Origin of the sequence: Vibrio sp. 1641 (assembly GCF_033339995.1) — a bacterium.
Classification (GTDB): domain Bacteria; phylum Pseudomonadota; class Gammaproteobacteria; order Enterobacterales; family Vibrionaceae; genus Vibrio; species Vibrio alginolyticus.
In genome coordinates, this window is record NZ_JAWOVP010000015.1 from 19927 (window position 1) to 36333 (window position 16407).

16 protein-coding genes are annotated in these 16407 nt (G+C 44.9%); 6 read left to right on the forward strand and 10 right to left on the reverse strand.

The window, feature by feature from the left end:
• The first annotated feature begins 23 nt into the window (after positions 1-23).
• Entirely contained in the window at positions 24-2129 is a 2106-nt protein-coding gene (locus tag R7Z47_RS20445; RefSeq protein WP_318130596.1) for a YjbH domain-containing protein, read from the forward strand.
• 145 nt (positions 2130-2274) lie between these two features.
• On the forward strand, positions 2275-3441 hold the full coding sequence (locus R7Z47_RS20450; RefSeq protein ID WP_262606873.1) for a nucleotide sugar dehydrogenase: 1167 nt from the start codon (positions 2275-2277) through the stop codon (positions 3439-3441).
• Positions 3442-3536: 95 nt separating this feature from the next.
• On the opposite strand, the gene tpiA is transcribed toward R7Z47_RS20450, so the two are convergent.
• On the reverse strand, positions 3537-4307 hold the full coding sequence (gene tpiA, locus R7Z47_RS20455; protein ID WP_005384863.1) for a triose-phosphate isomerase: 771 nt from the start codon (positions 4305-4307) through the stop codon (positions 3537-3539).
• A 269-nt stretch (positions 4308-4576) separates the two neighbouring features.
• On the opposite strand from tpiA, the gene R7Z47_RS20460 reads away from it, so the two are divergent.
• The 3 genes from R7Z47_RS20460 (at position 4577) to R7Z47_RS20470 (ending at position 7194) form a co-directional block, all read left to right on the forward strand.
• Positions 4577-4924, forward strand: a complete 348-nt coding sequence (locus R7Z47_RS20460) for a 5-carboxymethyl-2-hydroxymuconate Delta-isomerase (protein WP_017820736.1) — start codon at positions 4577-4579, stop codon at positions 4922-4924.
• Positions 4925-5086: 162 nt separating this feature from the next.
• Positions 5087-5509: a DUF805 domain-containing protein gene (locus R7Z47_RS20465; RefSeq protein ID WP_213874569.1), complete on the forward strand. Its 423-nt coding sequence runs from the start codon at positions 5087-5089 to the stop codon at positions 5507-5509.
• A gap of 1418 nt (positions 5510-6927) precedes the next feature.
• Entirely contained in the window at positions 6928-7194 is a 267-nt protein-coding gene (locus R7Z47_RS20470) for a GIY-YIG nuclease family protein (RefSeq protein WP_395234884.1), read from the forward strand.
• Here R7Z47_RS20470 and R7Z47_RS20475 read toward each other — a convergent pair.
• The 3 genes from R7Z47_RS20475 to glpX all read right to left on the reverse strand — a co-directional run bounded on the left by R7Z47_RS20475 (position 7188) and on the right by glpX (position 10044).
• Complete coding sequence (locus tag R7Z47_RS20475; protein ID WP_262606782.1) at positions 7188-7538, reverse strand: DUF3135 domain-containing protein; 351 nt, start codon at positions 7536-7538, stop codon at positions 7188-7190. The two genes, R7Z47_RS20470 and R7Z47_RS20475, sit on opposite strands and share 7 nt — an antisense overlap.
• A 160-nt stretch (positions 7539-7698) precedes the next feature.
• On the reverse strand, positions 7699-8319 hold the full coding sequence (locus tag R7Z47_RS20480) for a helix-turn-helix transcriptional regulator (RefSeq protein ID WP_005379532.1): 621 nt from the start codon (positions 8317-8319) through the stop codon (positions 7699-7701).
• A gap of 717 nt (positions 8320-9036) precedes the next feature.
• The gene (gene glpX / locus R7Z47_RS20485; RefSeq protein WP_262606783.1) at positions 9037-10044 is read right to left on the reverse strand and encodes a class II fructose-bisphosphatase; all 1008 of its coding nucleotides are present in this window, start codon (positions 10042-10044) and stop codon (positions 9037-9039) included.
• A 348-nt stretch (positions 10045-10392) separates the two neighbouring features.
• Between glpX and zapB the strand changes: the two genes are divergently transcribed.
• The gene (zapB, locus tag R7Z47_RS20490) at positions 10393-10635 is read left to right on the forward strand and encodes a cell division protein ZapB (protein ID WP_005379536.1); all 243 of its coding nucleotides are present in this window, start codon (positions 10393-10395) and stop codon (positions 10633-10635) included.
• 135 nt (positions 10636-10770) lie between these two features.
• Here zapB and rraA read toward each other — a convergent pair whose 3' ends face one another.
• The 6 genes from rraA to cytR form a co-directional block, all read right to left on the reverse strand.
• Positions 10771-11277 carry a ribonuclease E activity regulator RraA gene (gene rraA / locus R7Z47_RS20495; RefSeq protein WP_005379537.1) on the reverse strand — a complete coding sequence of 169 codons (507 nt, stop codon included), beginning with the start codon at positions 11275-11277 and terminating at the stop codon, positions 10771-10773.
• A gap of 76 nt (positions 11278-11353) precedes the next feature.
• Positions 11354-12271 carry a 1,4-dihydroxy-2-naphthoate polyprenyltransferase gene (locus tag R7Z47_RS20500; RefSeq protein ID WP_005383178.1) on the reverse strand — a complete coding sequence of 306 codons (918 nt, stop codon included), beginning with the start codon at positions 12269-12271 and terminating at the stop codon, positions 11354-11356.
• A 291-nt stretch (positions 12272-12562) separates the two neighbouring features.
• Positions 12563-13894: an HslU--HslV peptidase ATPase subunit gene (gene hslU, locus R7Z47_RS20505; protein ID WP_047101881.1), complete on the reverse strand. Its 1332-nt coding sequence runs from the start codon at positions 13892-13894 to the stop codon at positions 12563-12565.
• Positions 13895-13917: 23 nt separating this feature from the next.
• Positions 13918-14469, reverse strand: coding sequence for an ATP-dependent protease subunit HslV (hslV, locus tag R7Z47_RS20510; RefSeq protein ID WP_005383176.1), 552 nt, complete (start codon positions 14467-14469; stop codon positions 13918-13920).
• A 115-nt stretch (positions 14470-14584) separates the two neighbouring features.
• On the reverse strand, positions 14585-15133 hold the full coding sequence (ftsN, locus tag R7Z47_RS20515) for a cell division protein FtsN (protein WP_017820300.1): 549 nt from the start codon (positions 15131-15133) through the stop codon (positions 14585-14587).
• A gap of 225 nt (positions 15134-15358) precedes the next feature.
• The gene (gene cytR / locus R7Z47_RS20520; protein WP_254901949.1) at positions 15359-16387 is read right to left on the reverse strand and encodes a DNA-binding transcriptional regulator CytR; all 1029 of its coding nucleotides are present in this window, start codon (positions 16385-16387) and stop codon (positions 15359-15361) included.
• Positions 16388-16407 lie beyond the last annotated feature (20 nt).

Below are 16407 nucleotides of genomic sequence, written 5' to 3' on the forward strand. Positions count from 1 at the left end.
GATTTATTTATAATGGCAAATGGATGGCACATAAAATTAATAAAGCAGTAATGGTTATGTCCTTGCTGTCACTAACTTTCAGTTTACCTATTTCTGCACAAGCTCTAAAGACTCTATCCTCTAATCAAAGCTTCTCAGGCTTAACGCTAACCCCAAACGCTCAAGTGTTAAGCTACGGTGTTTCAGCAACAACTTTCTCTCAAGGTTTGCCATACGAAAGCAGTATTCAAGATTTGGATTCAATAAAGTTTTCTATCGGTTTGTTTGAAGGACTTGAAGCTCACGGCAGAATTGTTACGGAAACTTACAACTGCCGTAGCTTTATAGAGAACGGATGTGGCCCTGTAAGAGATTTATCTGCGTCTTTTAAATATCAGCTCCCAGAACTGTGGGATATTGATAATTTGAGCTTTGCAATTGGGGTACAAGATCTCGGAGGGGCTTCAAACTACTTCAACACAAATTATGTGGTTGCTGATTACAACGTTAAGCAACTTCCTATCAGAGTTTCATTAGGCTACGGGCGTTCTGACATCGCATTAGGGGTAATGGATGGACCTTTCGGTGGTATTGAATATCAGCCATTTGATTTTGTTCAGCTCACCGGTGAATACGATGCTGTCGATTTTAACTCATCAGTGAAAGTTTTCACGCCAGAAGAACTGCTACCTTACGACATGACTGCTTCTTTGAGCTACCAAATTTACTCTGGTCATGACACGGATGAACAGAATATGTGGAATGCCGCATTGTCTATCCCGCTCATCACCGATTACGCCCGCTCTCGTGAGTATGCTCGTAACAATGTGTCACTGATGGAAAAGGTTTCTCTAGAGCAAAGTAAAGCTGATAATGCGTCAATCTCTGCCTTGGTCAGTGCGCTGCGCAACGAAGGTTTTCTGAATATTCAAGTTGGTACCTTGAATCAATCGGTTGTCGTGGCACTAGAGAATCGCCGCTATAATCACAGCCAGGTGGATGGTTTGGGTGTTGCCATGGGAATTATTTCAAGTCATTTCGGAACAAACACTGCGCAAGAAATGGGCTTAAGTTCTGACCGCATTGAACTATTACTATTGGCAAACCAAAAACCAATAGTGAGAGTGAAAACGGATGCGACTTGTTATCAGAACTTTATGAATGGTTCTGCAGTATGTGATGACATCCAGTTCAATACGACAGACCTATCCGATATGCTTGAGCTAGTAGAATGGAAAACAGAGCGCGTAAATAGTGGGACGTTAGATTCACAATTGGTGTTGTCGCCAATGGTGCGTCATGGTGTAGCGACTGAGTATGGTGTATATGATTACTCTTTTGCTATGTCGAGCAACCTCTATACCTTCTTGTGGTCTGGAGCTGCAGTGGATGTTCGCCATATTTTGCCATTAGCGGAAAGCGATGATTTTGAAGACGGCGGTTATTTTGAAGATAGCGCCTATGAAAATGAAATCGATCGTGCCATGGTGCATCAATTCTTCCGATTGCCATATGTCGATGTGGCGAACCAAGTATCGCTTGGTTTAGTAAAAGCAGATTATGTTGGGGTGCACAGTGAGTCCGCTTGGTTTTCTCCATCAGGTGCACATGCGGTTGGTTTAGAAATGAGTTACTTCCAACACTCGGATGAGAAAGATAAAAATGGCTATGTGAACCCGGATCGCCAAACGTTTTTAACTCGTTATACTTTCAGCATGCCTGAGTGGGATTGGCAGTTTAACGCAACTGTGGGAGAGTTTTGGAAAGGCGATGTTGGTGCGAAGCTCACAACCTCACATTGGTTTGACGACATAGAGTTGTCCGCAAGTTATCAAGTGACGCAGTTTCATAACACCGATGAAGAGCAGTTTGTTACGCTATCAGTAAAATTACCTTTGACGCCATGGCGTGATATGTCTCCTGGCCTCCTGCAGGTTCGTGGTAATGAAGCGTACGACTTTAACGTCAGCACTCGTGTAGGGAATGAGTTTAACTACTTGACTACGGGTCAAGGTGATGAACTTGCGATGGATAACAGTATGCTACGCCGTTACTTTAACCGTGGTCGTTATGGTAGCGATTACTTTGAAGAGAACAAGGTTCGTATGCGTAATGCTTACTTAAGGTACCTTACAACCCAGTTAGATTAACTGCAATCGAGTTGAAAAGCGGCCAAATGGCCGCTTTTTTGTATACGTAAATTCAGCGTAAAAAAAGAGCTAAAAAGCACCTGCTTCTACCGCATACCGCGAGGTTTTGGTATTCTTACGCCAGTTTTATATATGGGATAAAAGAATGAAAATTGCAGTTGCAGGTACAGGATATGTAGGTCTGTCAAACGCCATGCTTTTGGCTCAGAATCATGAAGTCGTTGCGGTAGACATCATCCAAGAGAAAGTTGAGATGCTAAATAAAAAGCAATCTCCAATTGTTGATTCTGAGATCGAGAGCTTTCTTGAAACGAAGAAACTCAATTTTGTGGCAACGCTAGACAAAGAGCTCGCCTATAAAGATGCTGAATTTGTTATTATCGCAACACCTACAGATTATGACCCGCAAACCAACTACTTTAATACTTCTTCAGTTGAGGCGGTCATTAAAGATGTGATGGCAATTAACTCAGAAGCCGTAATGGTAATCAAATCCACTGTGCCTGTAGGTTATACCGCGCGTATAAAAGATGAATTGAACTGTGAGAACGTCATTTTTTCTCCAGAGTTCCTTCGTGAAGGTAAAGCGCTCTACGACAATTTGCATCCATCTCGTATTATCGTAGGTGAGCGTAGCGAGCGTGCGGAAACATTTGCAAACCTTCTCGTAGAGGGCGCGGTAAAAGAAGGTATTTCAATTTTGTTTACTGATTCAACAGAAGCTGAAGCAGTGAAACTGTTCTCAAATACCTACCTTGCAATGCGTGTGGCTTACTTTAATGAGCTAGATTCCTATGCGGAAGCGCACAATCTAGACTCTCGTCAAATTATTGAAGGCGTAGGCTTAGATCCACGTATTGGTAACCACTACAACAATCCTTCATTTGGTTACGGTGGTTACTGCTTACCTAAAGATACAAAGCAGTTGTTGGCAAATTACCAGGAAGTTCCTAATAACATCATTGGAGCCATAGTGGAAGCTAATCGAACTCGTAAAGACTTTATTGCTGAGTCTATTCTCAAACGAGAACCTAAAGTGGTTGGGATATACCGTTTGATAATGAAAGCTGGCTCAGATAATTTCCGCGCTTCGTCTATTCAAGGTATTATGAAGCGTATCAAGGCAAAGGGTATTAAAGTGGTGGTGTATGAACCAGTACTTCAGGAAGACGAGTTCTTTAACTCACGTGTAATCAACGACCTGAATGAGTTTAAACAAAGCGCCGATGTGATTGTCTCTAACCGTATGGTTGAAGAACTTACTGATGTGGCTGATAAGGTGTACACGCGAGACCTATTTGGTAGTGATTAGACTTTAGTTAAGATGATCGTGTGTAATCTAATACACAAACAAAAAGGGATGCATGATGCATCCCTTTGTTATTTCTACTCTCAGTAAAAACGAGATTACGCTTTTGCTTTAGCCGCTGCTTTAGCGATTGCTGCGAAGCTTTTCGCGTCTAGAGAAGCGCCGCCAACGAGAGCGCCGTCGATGTCTGGTTGTGAGAAGTAAGCTTCAGCGTTTTCTGGCTTAACAGAACCGCCGTATTGGATGATTACTTGTGCTGCAACTGCTTCGTCTTTCGCTGCGATTAGTGCGCGGATAGAAGCGTGGATGCGTTGTGCATCTTCAGCTGTTGCTGCTTTACCAGTACCGATAGCCCAGATTGGTTCGTAAGCGATGATTGCGCCGTTTAGAGCTTCAACACCGTAAGTGTCGATAACTGCGTTGATTTGACGTGCACATACAGCTTCAGTTTCGCCAGCTTCATTTTGCGCTTCAGATTCACCGATACAGAAAACAGGTGTTAGGCCGTTTTCTTTTAGGAAGTTGAATTTCTTAGCGATGAACTCGTCAGATTCGTTGTGGTATTCACGACGCTCTGAGTGACCGATGATGATGTGAGTAGCACCGAAATCTTTCAGCATTTCTGGAGACATATCGCCAGTGAACGCACCGCTGTTGTTTAGGTCAGTGTTTTGAGCACCTAGGATGATCTTGTTACCGCCTTCAGCGATTACGCGCTCTGCTAGGTCGATGTAAAGTGCTGGTGGAGCGACTGCTACGTCAACACCTTCAACGCCTTCAAGTTCAGCGTTAAGACCAGTTAGCAGCTCAGTTACCATTGCTTTGCTGCCGTTTAGTTTCCAGTTACCCATCACTACAGGACGACGCATAGGAATATCTCCCTTATCTTTAATGTAAATAGTCAATTAATGTAAAAAATCTACGTAGGAATATAACAGAATAATGTGAACAGATCATGATTGGCGTCATGTCTTGTCCGGCTTTCTTTGTTGATTCGACCAAGCATCGATCCTGTTATTTTTGTCAAAAGCAACCGATTGGTGATCGCGTAGACAGAATGATAGTTCATTCCTCGGAAATTGCTGCTGAGATTGGTATTACTACGCGCTGGAATTAATTGTTGTAGAAAGGAATCAAAATGCCAAATCTCGTTTTAGAGTATTCAAACTCGGTGGAAGAACGCGTCAATGTTCAGGGGTTACTGGAGGATTTACATAAAACGGCGTTAGAAAGTGGCCTTTTTGAACTCGCGTCAGTGAAATCTAGAACGCTCCGGTGCCACAATTGGTTAATAGGAGAGGAGGGAGATAGCCTCGACTTTATCCATATCAACTTTGATTTGTTATCTGGTCGCTCCCAAGAACAAAAGCGAGAACTGTCACGAGCCTTGATGGCGACTCTTCAAGAGCAAGCCAGTCACGTGCACAGTTTAACGGTCAATATCCGAGACATGGATATAGATAGCTTCCAAAAGGTAGTGAACTAGGTTGCGCTAAATTGCCCGAGAATAGCGAGGGGTTATTGTTACGAATTCTCAGCCTGGCTCTGCTTGTTATATGGGCGTTGTGGGCACCCAAGCTTTCGGTGTCCTTTCCAAACTATATCGACTCGGCTAATCTATAACCTTTCTACTTTGGGGTAAAATTTGATGTCGACTAAAGAGTTACTGTTTTCTTTTCAAGGACGTATAGACCGTAAAACCTACTGGATTTGGAACGTCATTTACTATGTGTCCATTCTAGGCTTTGGTGCCGGTATCAGCCAGCTGCTTCCTACTCTCTCCTATGTGCTTCTTCCTGTTTTCTTGGTGGTTCTGTTGCTCCCTGATTTGGCGATCACCACCAAGCGTTGGCACGACCGCAACAAATCGATCTATTGGCTAGCACTGAATATTCCGCTGATTATCGGACGAATTGCCACGCCAATGACCAGCCCTGCCGCGCAAGAGCCGTCGACCCCACAGATGTTCGTTGCTTCCATTTCTCTGATTTGTGGTTTATGGATTCTAATTGAATGTGGTTTCTTAAAGGGAACATCAGGACCAAACCTATATGGCCCTGAGCCGGAGTAATTGCTTCAAGTATCGTGCGTGCTGAAAGTAGATTCTTAGTCTCGCTAAGGCTCGCTAGAATGACGAATTCTTTTGATTTAGAGTCTGTTAAACTCACCGTCATTCTGAACTGCGAGGGACGAGCGTGATTCAGAATCTATCGTCCGCTTGAGCAGTGTTTAAGCTGAGCGGGAAAGAATAGGAGCTTGCTGTTACTAGATTCTTAGTCTCGCTGAGGCTCGCTAGAATGACGAACTCTTTTGATATAGAGACTGTTAAACTCACCGTCATTCTGAACTGCGAGGAATGAGCGTGATCCAGAATCTATCGTCCGGTTGAGCAATGGTTAAGCTGAGTGTGAAAGAGTAGGAGCTTGCTGATACCAGATTCTTAGTCTCGCTAAGGCTCGCTAGAATGACGAGCTCTTTTTATTTAGAGGCTCTTAAAGTCATCGTCATTCTGAACAACGAGGGACGAGTGTGATTCAGAATCTATCGTCCGCTTGAGCCCTGGTTAAGCTGTGTGTGAAAGAGTAGGAGTTTGCTGTTACCAGATCCTTAGTCTCGCTAAGGCTCGCTAGAATGACGATCCTTTTTGGTTTGGAGGCTGTTAAAGTCATCATCATTCTGAACAGCGAGGGACGAGTGTGATTCAGAATCTATCGTCCGCTTGAGCCCTGGTTAAGCTGTGTGTGAAAGAGTAGGAGTTTGCTGTTACCAGATCCTTAGTCTCGCTAAGGCTCGCTAGAATGACGAACTCTTTTGATTTAGAGACTGTGAAAGCCATCGTTATTCTGAACAGCGAAGAACGAGGTGATTCAGAGTCTATCATCCGGTTAAGCAGTGGCTAAGGTGAGCGGGAAAGAATAGGAGCTTACTGTTACGAGATTCTTAGTCTCGCTAAGGCTCGATTGAGTGACGAGCTCCTTTGATTTAGAGTCTGGAAAGCCACTGTCATTCTGAACAGCGAGGAACGAGGTGATTCAGAATCTATCGTCCGATTGAACAGTGGCCAAGGTGAGCGGGAAAGAATAGGGGCTTGCTGTTACCAGATCTTTAGCCTTGCTAAGGCTCGCTAGAATGACGATCCTTTTTGGTTTGGAGGCTGTTAAAGCCACTGTCATTCTGAACAGCGAGGAATGAGCGTGGTCCAGAATCTATCATCCGGTTGAGCAGTGGCTAAGGTGAGAGCAAAAGAATAGGAGCTTGCTGTTACCAGATTTTTAGTCTCGTTTGAGCTCGCTAGAATGACGAACTCTTTTGATGTAGAGGCTGTTAAAGCCACTGTCATTCTGAACAGCGAGGAACGAGTGTGATTCAGAATCTAGGCGCAGAGTGCTCCGAGCTTGAAATAAACTGACTGAGCTCGCGAATTACAATGGAAAAGTAACAGCGAATAATGAAGGAGAATGAATCATCGATAAGACACCTTGCGTTTATATCCTAACGTCAAATAACAACGCTGTTCTCTACATAGGTGTTACCAGTCAGCTGCCCCAAAGATTATGGCAACATAAAAATGGAGTAGTGGAAGGATTTACTAACAAATACAACGTTCATAAGCTCGTTTACTTTGAGTTATTCGACGATATGGCTAATGCTATAAACCGAGAAAAGCAGCTCAAGCAGTGGAAGCGTGAGTGGAAGTTAGCCTTGGTAAGAGAAACGAACCCTAACTTTCTCGATCTATCTACTGAGTATCAGTAAAAGTCATTCCTATCTTTAAACGCATTTAAGCTAACCACATCCGCTTTTTGTGTCGGTACCGCTTCCCCTTCTAGCGCTGCTTTGAACTTTACGACCTGTTTTCGCAACTCGTTCATCAATACCACATTGGTGTGATGAGGGTTTTTACACGTGCTGATGACTCTATCAATGTGGCTTTGTTGAGCCCACAATCTTTCTTTCATATCTTCTGATGCGCTTTCGATCATCTCTTTCGCCATCTCATGACGAAATTGCTCAAAAGCTTCTGGGTCTCGCTCTGCCATTCGAACCATTTCATCGAATGAAGGAAGCGTTTGGGACGGGATATGACGTAGATTAGACATCGATGCTCTCCAAATCCTTATGGAAATTGCCTTTAGTTACTAAAAGCCTATACCACTAGAAAGAGGAGAGAGGATGAATTCTTCAGCCGTCTCACTTATAAGAGAAGCTTTCAAGCTTGAGATTGAATAAGTGCGGCATGTCGATGTTTGGTTGTGGTGGTTACTGTAGTTGTTGGATGCGGTAAACGCAGCGTCTTTGGCCGCTAATGATGTGTTCGGTACGCTCTACTTTGGTGTCACGTCCAAGTAAAGACTGAAAGACACTTAATTCTGACTGGCACAAGCTTGGGCAGCGAGTTGCGGCTTTACAAATCGGACAGTGATTTTCGATCAAGATGAATCCGTTCTCATCTTTCTCGAGCTCGGCCATATAGCCTTCTTGCTCTCTTAATGTGACGAGTGTTTCTAGTTTGCTTTGCAGAGAGTCGCATTGCTCAAGGTGCTGACGATAACTTTGTAACGTGAGTTTTTCCCTCTCTGATGTGACTTTTTCCAGTCCATCTTTGCCAAAGATATGTTCGACAGCTTCTATAAACTGAATGGTCAACTCACCGTGACGGTCAGCAAATTGCTCATGACCTTTTTGAGTGAGAGACCAATGACGAGCAGGGCGACCAACTTTTACTTTTACGTCATGGATAGAAAGAATGCCATCATCTTCTAAACTTTGTAGGTGCTGACGAGCCCCCATGGTTGTCATACCTAGCTCAGAGGAGAGTTGTTTTGCAGTGACGGAGCCATCACGCTTAACGATTTGCAATATCCTATCTACGGTCTTCATATACCCACCATTTATACGTCAGTACATATTATGCGCGATAGGGTTAGTAAAGAAAAGTGTTGACTTAATTTGAGTGTGGATTTGTAGGGGCTATGTTCATATGAGCCAATATATGTCGTCATTCTGAACGGCGAGGGACGAGGTGATTCAGAATCTATCTTTTGGTTGAGCAGTGGTTAAGGTGGTCAGGAAAGAATAGGAGCTTGTTACTATTAGATTCTTAGTCTCGCTGGAGCTCGCTAGAATGACGAGTTCTTTTAATTTAGAGCTTATTAAAGTCACCGTCATTCTGAACAACGAGGAACGAGTGTGATTCAGAATCTACTGTCCGGCTGTGCAGTGGCTTAGTTGAGCGGGAAAGAAGCGGAGTTTGCTGTTACCAGATTCTTAGTCTCGCTGGAGCTCGCTAGAATGACGAGTTTTTTCGATTTAGAGCTTGCTATGGTAGCCGTCATTCTGAACAGCGAGGAACGAGGTGATTCAGAATCTATCGTCCGGTTGAGCAGTGGTTAAGGTGACCAGCAAAGAATAGGAGCCTGCTGTTACCAGATTCTTAGTCTCGCTGGAGCTTGCTAGAATGACGAGTTCTTTTGATTTAGAGCTTATTAAAGTCACCGTCATTCAGAACAACGAGGAATGACGGTGATTCAGAATCTATTGCCCGTTGTGCGGAAAGAAAGGCTCAAACTCAGATTGAGCGAGAGCCTCGAGAAATGCTTAAAGAATAAAATCGCGTACTTCTGGATCTTTACGATCTAAGTAGTGAGTCGATTTGATGCGGCGAATAGTTCGGCATCGACCGCGCACGAGCAGCGTTTCTGTGGTCGCTATATTGCCTTGACGAGAGATACCTTCCAGCAAGTCACCTTTAGTGATGCCTGTAGCTGAAAATACCACATTGTCGCTACGAGCCATGTCTTCCATTTTGAGGACAACATTCGCTTTTACGCCCATTTCATCGCAGCGTTTTAGTTCACCTGCACCGTAAATGCGGTTTTCTTCAGTATCGCCTTTTACCTCATGACGAGGAAGCAGGCGACCGTGCATGTCACCGTCTAGCGCTCGAATTACTGCTGCTGATACAACCCCTTCTGGCGCACCGCCAATACAGTACATCATGTCCACTTCACTGTCTGGCATACAAGTCAGAATAGAGGCAGCGACGTCACCATCAGGCACCGCAAAGACACGTACGCCCATTGCTTGCATTTCTGCAATAACGTCATCGTGGCGAGGTTTCGCAAGGGTAATAACGACTAGGGTATCAAGTGGCTTGTTCAGTGCTTTTGCTACGTTCTCTAGGTTCTCTTTTAACGGCTTTTCTAAGTCAATTACGCCTTTTGCACCAGGGCCAACAACCAGTTTTTCCATGTACATATCTGGCGCTTTAAGAAAGCTGCCTTTCTCACCTGCGGCAAGTACGGCTAGTGCGTTCGATTGTCCCATTGCCGTCATACGCGTTCCTTCAATCGGGTCGACTGCAATATCCACTTCATCACCACCAATACCAACTTGCTCACCAATGTACAGCATTGGCGCATCATCGATTTCACCTTCACCAATGACAATTTCACCACTGATATCTGTTTTGTTCAGTAGCGTGCGCATAACTTCAACAGCTGCGCCATCGGCTGCGTTTTTATCGCCACGGCCAAGCCATTTGTAACCAGCCAGAGCTGCACCTTCAGTCACACGGGAAAATGCCATTGCTAAATCGCGTTTCATGATGTCTCCAAGTAAGCAAGAGGGAAGAAGAATTTGCGCGGCGATTCTATCACAAGGTCGAGTAAACGTTTGCCTTTTTGCGAGGCTTTTACTTTATCTAACTTGAATTTGATCAATACTTAGGGCGATTTTCAGCGTGGCGGGACGCAAAATCCTTGCTCAAAAATGCTTCGGCGACAAGAAAAGTCAGCGTTTAGTGAGATTGCGCTGATTTTTTGACCGAATGATGCAAAATATCGAATATAGTGAGTGTTTCTCATCGCGACGCTGAGTAGAATGAACCTTATATAGGTTAGGTGTGCATCAATCTCGCACATCGTCCCAACGGAATAACATAGGTAGGCCAAGATGTCTTTTGAAGTACTAGAACAACTAGAATCTAAAATTCAAACTGCAGTTGACACAATCACTCTTCTTCAGATGGAAGTCGAAGAGCTGAAAGAAGATAAAGCTAAACTTGCGGAAGAAGCGAACGAGCTTCGCTCTCAACGTGAAGAGCTAGAGCAAAAAGCACAACAAGCACAGCAAGAGCACGCACAATGGCAAGAGCGCATTCGTGCACTACTTGGCAAAATGGACGAAGTGGAATAATTCGGCTTTTTCATTCCAAATTAAAAACACCCGCGTTAAGCGGGTGTTTGTGTTTTAGGGAAGTAGAAAATGTTGAGACAAGGCTAGGCGCTAAGAGCCAAGAGAAGGCCCTATAACTTAGGCGCCTAAGACTCGTTATGCTTCTTCATCCAACTCTAAATCAATATTCAATGGTTCTGGCGACAGGATAATTCCGGTGCTATCAGCATAAATGTAATCTTCTGGAAGGAAGCTAACGCCGCCAAAGTTGACTGGTACATCCAATTCGCCAATACCCTGACTGGTCGCTCCAACAGGAATAGAAGCGAGGGCTTGAATGCCTAAGTTCATATCTTCAAGTTCATCTACTTCACGAACACAGCCGTAAACGACAATGCCTTCCCACTCGTTTTCTTCCGCAATGGTTGCGATTTCTGCATCGATAAGGGCTTTACGTAGGGAACCGCCACCGTCAATTAACAAAACGCGACCAAGTCCATCTTGCTCTAATGTCTCGCGGATCAACGAATTATCTTCAAAACACTTGATGGTGGTGATTTGCCCGGCAAATGAAGCGCGACCGCCAAAATTACTGAACATTGGTTCAACCACATCTACCTGATCGAGGTAGATATCACAGAGTGCTGAGGTATTGTATTCCATAGCGTACCTTTCTAAACAGAAATTGGTTGTCTTTGAGTATATCTAGGCATTAAGTCAATGCAATGACAATCCTTTTTTAACTTACTAGAGTTTGAGCTACCACAATTGTTGCAAACAAAACGTTGGTGACTAAAGAGCATTTCACGATGACTGGCATCATTGGTGCTATCTGAGCGGGCTTTTGTGTATGCCAAACCGCTTTACCATGATCGGCCACGAAATAAATACTAAGTAAAAATGGCAAGCTAATCCAAACGGGTTTGTCTTGAATTAACAAGTAAGCCGCAAAGGCAAGGATAGCTCCGCCAAGTAAGATAAAGTGGTACTGCTTGGCTTTACGTTGACCTAAGCGTACCGCCACCGTGCGTTTACCACACTCTCGGTCGTTCTCTATATCACGCATATTGTTGATATTGAGTACTGCAACAGCGAGTAAACCGCAGCCTAAAGCAGGTAAGAATAGCGTGGTGTCTACGTGACCGGTATGCAAGAAGTAGGTACCGGATACGCCGAGTAAACCAAAAAACAAGAACACTGATATATCGCCAAGCCCCACGTAACCGTATGGTTTGCTACCCATGGTATAAGCAATGGCTGCGAGAATGGCCAAAATTCCCAGCCCGATAAAAGTAACAATGCTTTCCAGTGAACTTAGTGAATAGAAAACTAACACCAAGCCTGAAATGGCGGTCAGAACGATGTTAAAGATAATCGCTTGTTTCATCTGTTTAGCACTTACCGCGCCTGACTGCATCGCTCGTAATGGGCCGAGGCGTTTGTCGTTATCTGTACCTTGAACGGCATCGCCATAGTCGTTTGCCAGGTTGGATAGAATTTGCAGCAATGTCGCGGTTACGAAAGCCATGATGGCAATCGTCAGTGAGAAATGACCCGCCGAGTAGGCGAGCACGCTACCTGTTAAGATAGAAACCAATGCCAGAGGTAATGTTTTTGGACGAGCGGCTTCAAGCCAGATCTGTAGAGATTGTTTCATGGAAATTTCGTGCTAGTAACCAATGTGCCCAGTATAAGCACAAAGAGGCAGATACGCTATTGACCTAAAACAACTCAACTAGAAGTCAAAGGGCGATTCAGAATCGATCATCCGATTGTGAAGTGTTACGGTGAGAGAGAAAGAATAGGCGTTTGCTGTTAGCAGATTCTTAGTCTCGCTTAAGCTCGCTAGAATGACGAGATCTTTTGATTTAGGTGTTGTCACAGTGGTCGTCATTCTATACAAAAAGCCCAGAAACAAGGTTCTGGGCTTTGGTGGGATAGATTGCGGTTAAAGAATAAAGCGGCTTAGATCTTCATCTTCAATCGTGTCGCCTAGGCGCTCTTTCACATAAGCGGAATTAATAACGAATTTAGCGCCAGATTGCTCCGCTGCGTCGTAAGAGATTTCATCCATTAAGCGTTCCATAACGGTGTGTAAGCGACGAGCACCGATGTTTTCTGTGCTTTCGTTGACCGTCCATGCCGCTTCCGCGATTTGCGTGATGCCGTCTTCTGTGAATTCGATGTCCACATCTTCCGTTTTCATCAATGCAACGTACTGCTCTGTTAGAGAGGCTTTTGGTTCTGTCAGAATGCGTTTGAAGTCGTTGCTGCTTAGTGCTTCTAGCTCAACACGAATTGGTAGACGGCCTTGCAATTCTGGGATCAAGTCAGATGGTTTTGCCACTTGGAATGCACCAGATGCAACAAACAGAATGTGGTCTGTTTTTACCATGCCGTGCTTGGTTGATACCGTGCTGCCTTCAATCAATGGAAGTAGGTCGCGCTGAACACCTTCGCGTGAAACGTCTGGGCCTGAGCTCTCGCCGCGTTTACAGATCTTGTCGATCTCATCGATAAATACGATGCCGTTGTTTTCAACGTTGAAAATCGCTGCTTCTTTTAGCTCTTCTTGGTTTACCAGTTTCGCCGCTTCTTCTTCCGCTAACGCTTTCATTGCGTCTTTGATTTTCAGCTTACGTTTTTTCTTAGTGTCGCCTGCCAGGTTTTGGAACATGCCTTGCAGCTGGTTAGTCATCTCTTCCATACCAGGAGGCGCCATGATCTCTACGCCCATCTGCGGTGCGGCTACGTCGATTTCAATTTCTTTATCGTCTAGTTGGCCTTCACGCAGTTTCTTACGGAAGATCTGGCGAGTGTGAGAAGACTCTTCCGTTTGCTCTGCTTGACCCCAGCTATCACGTGCTGGTGGTAGTAGCGCATCAAGAATGCGTTCTTCCGCTTGCTCTTCTGCGCGGAATTTCACTTTCTCCATCGCTTGTTGATGCGTCATTTTCACAGCGACATCGGTTAGGTCACGGATGATGGTTTCAACTTCTTTACCAACGTAACCCACTTCGGTGAATTTTGTCGCTTCAACTTTGATGAAAGGGGCATTTGCCAGTTTTGCTAGGCGTCGTGCGATTTCAGTCTTACCAACACCAGTAGGGCCAATCATCAAGATGTTTTTTGGCGTCACTTCGGCACGCAAGCTTTCTTCAAGCTGCATGCGGCGCCAGCGGTTACGCAGTGCAATCGCAACCGAACGTTTGGCTTTTTCTTGACCGATAATGTGGCGGTTCAATTCATGAACGATTTCGCGAGGCGTCATTTCAGACATATTCTTTCCTTACTTCGTTACGATTACGCGGTTGGTTTTTCAGGCTCTACTGTTGAGTCTAGCTCTTCTACCGTGTGGTGATGGTTAGTGAAGACACAAATATCACCCGCGATATTGAGAGCTTTTTCCGCGATCTCACGAGCATCTAGATCTGTGTTTTCTAGTAGGGCGGTTGCGGCAGCTTGTGCGTAAGCACCACCAGAGCCAATCGCAATCAGGTCATGTTCTGGCTGTACGACATCACCATTACCGGTAATGATTAACGATGCGGTTTCGTCGGCAACGGCAAGTAAGGCTTCGAGCTTGCGCAAAGCACGATCGCTACGCCAGTCTTTGGCTAGCTCAACTGCCGCTTTGGTTAGGTGACCTTGGTGCATTTGCAGTTTGCTTTCGAAGCGCTCAAAAAGGGTGAAGGCATCCGCAGTACCGCCGGCAAAGCCCGCTAGTACTTGGTTGTTGTATAGGCGGCGAACTTTGCGCGCATTACCTTTCATTACGGTATTGCCTAGAGATACTTGGCCATCACCCGCGATGACGACTTTATTATTTCGACGTACAGATACAATGGTAGTCACAGTCGACCTCTTGATTATTTCTCTTTGGATTTAATTCAGTATATGGGGGAGGAGAAATGGGGATTCAAGGGGGCAAAAAGAAAGGCCCTAGGATCTTAGCTCCTAGGGCCTGAGTTTAAAGATTTTCTTTCCAAATCGCACACGGCTCGATTTTCGCGCGTTGCAGTTTATGGCGGTCACGTTCTGCATCACGTTTGAACTTATACGGACCTAGCACCACGCGATACCATGAACTGCCTTCTTTCTTACGAATCTTGCTCGACATCCCTTGGAACGCGATTGCAAGCTTGCGCTCTTCCGCTTGTGCCTGAGTTTTGTACGCGCCACACTGCATGATGTAAGGAATTTTAGAAACTTCAATTTCTTTAGCCACAACTTCAACTTCACGTTTCGGTAGTGACTCAACATATTCCCATTTTTCTTCTGGTGGTGGCGGCAAGTCTTTTTTCGGCTTTGGTTTGCTTACAGTGGTTGTTGGCTGCTTCACGACTGGTTGTTTAGGTTCTGGGTCGCTACTCAAAAGGTAAAGACCATAGCCAAAACCGCCCACGAGCAAGATAGCGAGCAGGCCACTGCGCCAAGGTTTTTTTCTTCTCGGCGGCTGTTTTTTTGTCGACTTTTTTGGGGCGCCTCGCCCCCGTCTTACATAATCTCTATTTGCCACGGTTATTTCTGGTCATCAAGGATTCTTGCAAATATGTTAATCCAGAACGAGTTGAGAAAACACCCTATTGATAGAATCTTGATAGCTAAAGCGCGACAACGCCCGAGTGTAGGAGTGTGTGTCTGTTCTCGCTTATATTTATTCGGGGATATACAAAAAGCAGGAGGGGTAAATAAAAAAGCGGCGCCTTAGCACCGCTTTGGGGATGAATACCTAATCTTTAGGTTAAGGGCGCTGTGGTGGCGCTGCACTTCCACGAATGACGAGATTAGTTTCAAGCAGACGCGAGCCTGAATGCACGTCGTGGCCTTTTAACATCTCGAGCATCATTAGCATCGCTTGTCGACCAATCTCATAGCGAGGTTGAGAGATGGTGGTCAACGGTGGATCGCAGTACTGAGCGAAGTTAATGTCATCAAAGCCCACAACAGAGAGATCTTGCGGTACTCGTAAGCCAAGCTTTTTCGCTTCTTGAATTGCGCCGATGGCCATTGTGTCACAGTGACAGAAAATAGCCGTTGGTGGTTCTGGCAATTCGAGCAGTTTACGAACGGCTTTTGCTCCGCCATCAAAAGAGAACTCAGTAATGACACTATATTGTGGATCTTTATTGATGCCGGCACGGCGCAGGGCTTGTTGGTAGCCTTGCTGGCGGAACTGACACAATATTGCTGTATCTGGTCCAGAGATTTGAGCAATGCGTTTATGACCTAATTGAGTCAGGTAATTCACCGCTTCAAATGCAGAGGTCAGGTTATCAATATGTACTGTCGGAAGCTCGAGTTCAGGCGCAAATTCACACGCCATTACCATCGGAGGTAAGTTCTTTTGCTCTGGCTTACTGACATCGAATGGTAGATCTGTACCAAGCAGTAGCATTCCATCTGCCTGCTTAGTAAATACGAGGTTAACGAAAGAGCTTTCGCGTTTCTTCTGTTGTCCGCTATCGCCCAGCAGGACTAGATAGCCATGTTCCATGGCTGCATCTTCAATACCGCGAATAATTTCAGAAAAATAAGGATCACAGATGTCGGGAACGATAGTAACAATGGTTTTTGATTCGTTTCTACGTAAGTTACGCGCTAATGAGTTTGGAGAATAACCCGCTTCAAGTACGGCATCTTCTACTCTCTTTCTTGTAGAAGAAGAGACTTTCTCTGGATTCATTAAGGCTCGAGATACCGTAGCCGTAGACACTCCCGCAAGCTGGGCAACATCCTTCATTGTCGCCATAGTTTTTAACCTCTCATTTATTTTTTGCCAAGATGACGTTA

Bases quoted from the DNA above. Each gene is read 5' to 3' on its own strand.
- rraA (WP_005379537.1), bottom strand. From the start codon at position 11,277: ATGGAATACAATACCTCAGCACTCTGTGATATCTACCTCGATCAGGTA.
- hslU (WP_047101881.1), bottom strand. From the start codon at position 13,894: ATGTCTGAAATGACGCCTCGCGAAATCGTTCATGAATTGAACCGCCAC.
- R7Z47_RS20465 (WP_213874569.1), top strand. From the start codon at position 5,087: ATGTCGACTAAAGAGTTACTGTTTTCTTTTCAAGGACGTATAGACCGT.
- tpiA (WP_005384863.1), bottom strand. From the start codon at position 4,307: ATGCGTCGTCCTGTAGTGATGGGTAACTGGAAACTAAACGGCAGCAAA.
- glpX (WP_262606783.1), bottom strand. From the start codon at position 10,044: ATGAAACGCGATTTAGCAATGGCATTTTCCCGTGTGACTGAAGGTGCA.
- R7Z47_RS20450 (WP_262606873.1), top strand. From the start codon at position 2,275: ATGAAAATTGCAGTTGCAGGTACAGGATATGTAGGTCTGTCAAACGCC.
- R7Z47_RS20460 (WP_017820736.1), top strand. From the start codon at position 4,577: ATGCCAAATCTCGTTTTAGAGTATTCAAACTCGGTGGAAGAACGCGTC.
- R7Z47_RS20480 (WP_005379532.1), bottom strand. From the start codon at position 8,319: ATGAAGACCGTAGATAGGATATTGCAAATCGTTAAGCGTGATGGCTCC.
- R7Z47_RS20475 (WP_262606782.1), bottom strand. From the start codon at position 7,538: ATGTCTAATCTACGTCATATCCCGTCCCAAACGCTTCCTTCATTCGAT.
- R7Z47_RS20500 (WP_005383178.1), bottom strand. From the start codon at position 12,271: ATGAAACAATCTCTACAGATCTGGCTTGAAGCCGCTCGTCCAAAAACA.
- R7Z47_RS20445 (WP_318130596.1), top strand. From the start codon at position 24: ATGGCACATAAAATTAATAAAGCAGTAATGGTTATGTCCTTGCTGTCA.
- zapB (WP_005379536.1), top strand. From the start codon at position 10,393: ATGTCTTTTGAAGTACTAGAACAACTAGAATCTAAAATTCAAACTGCA.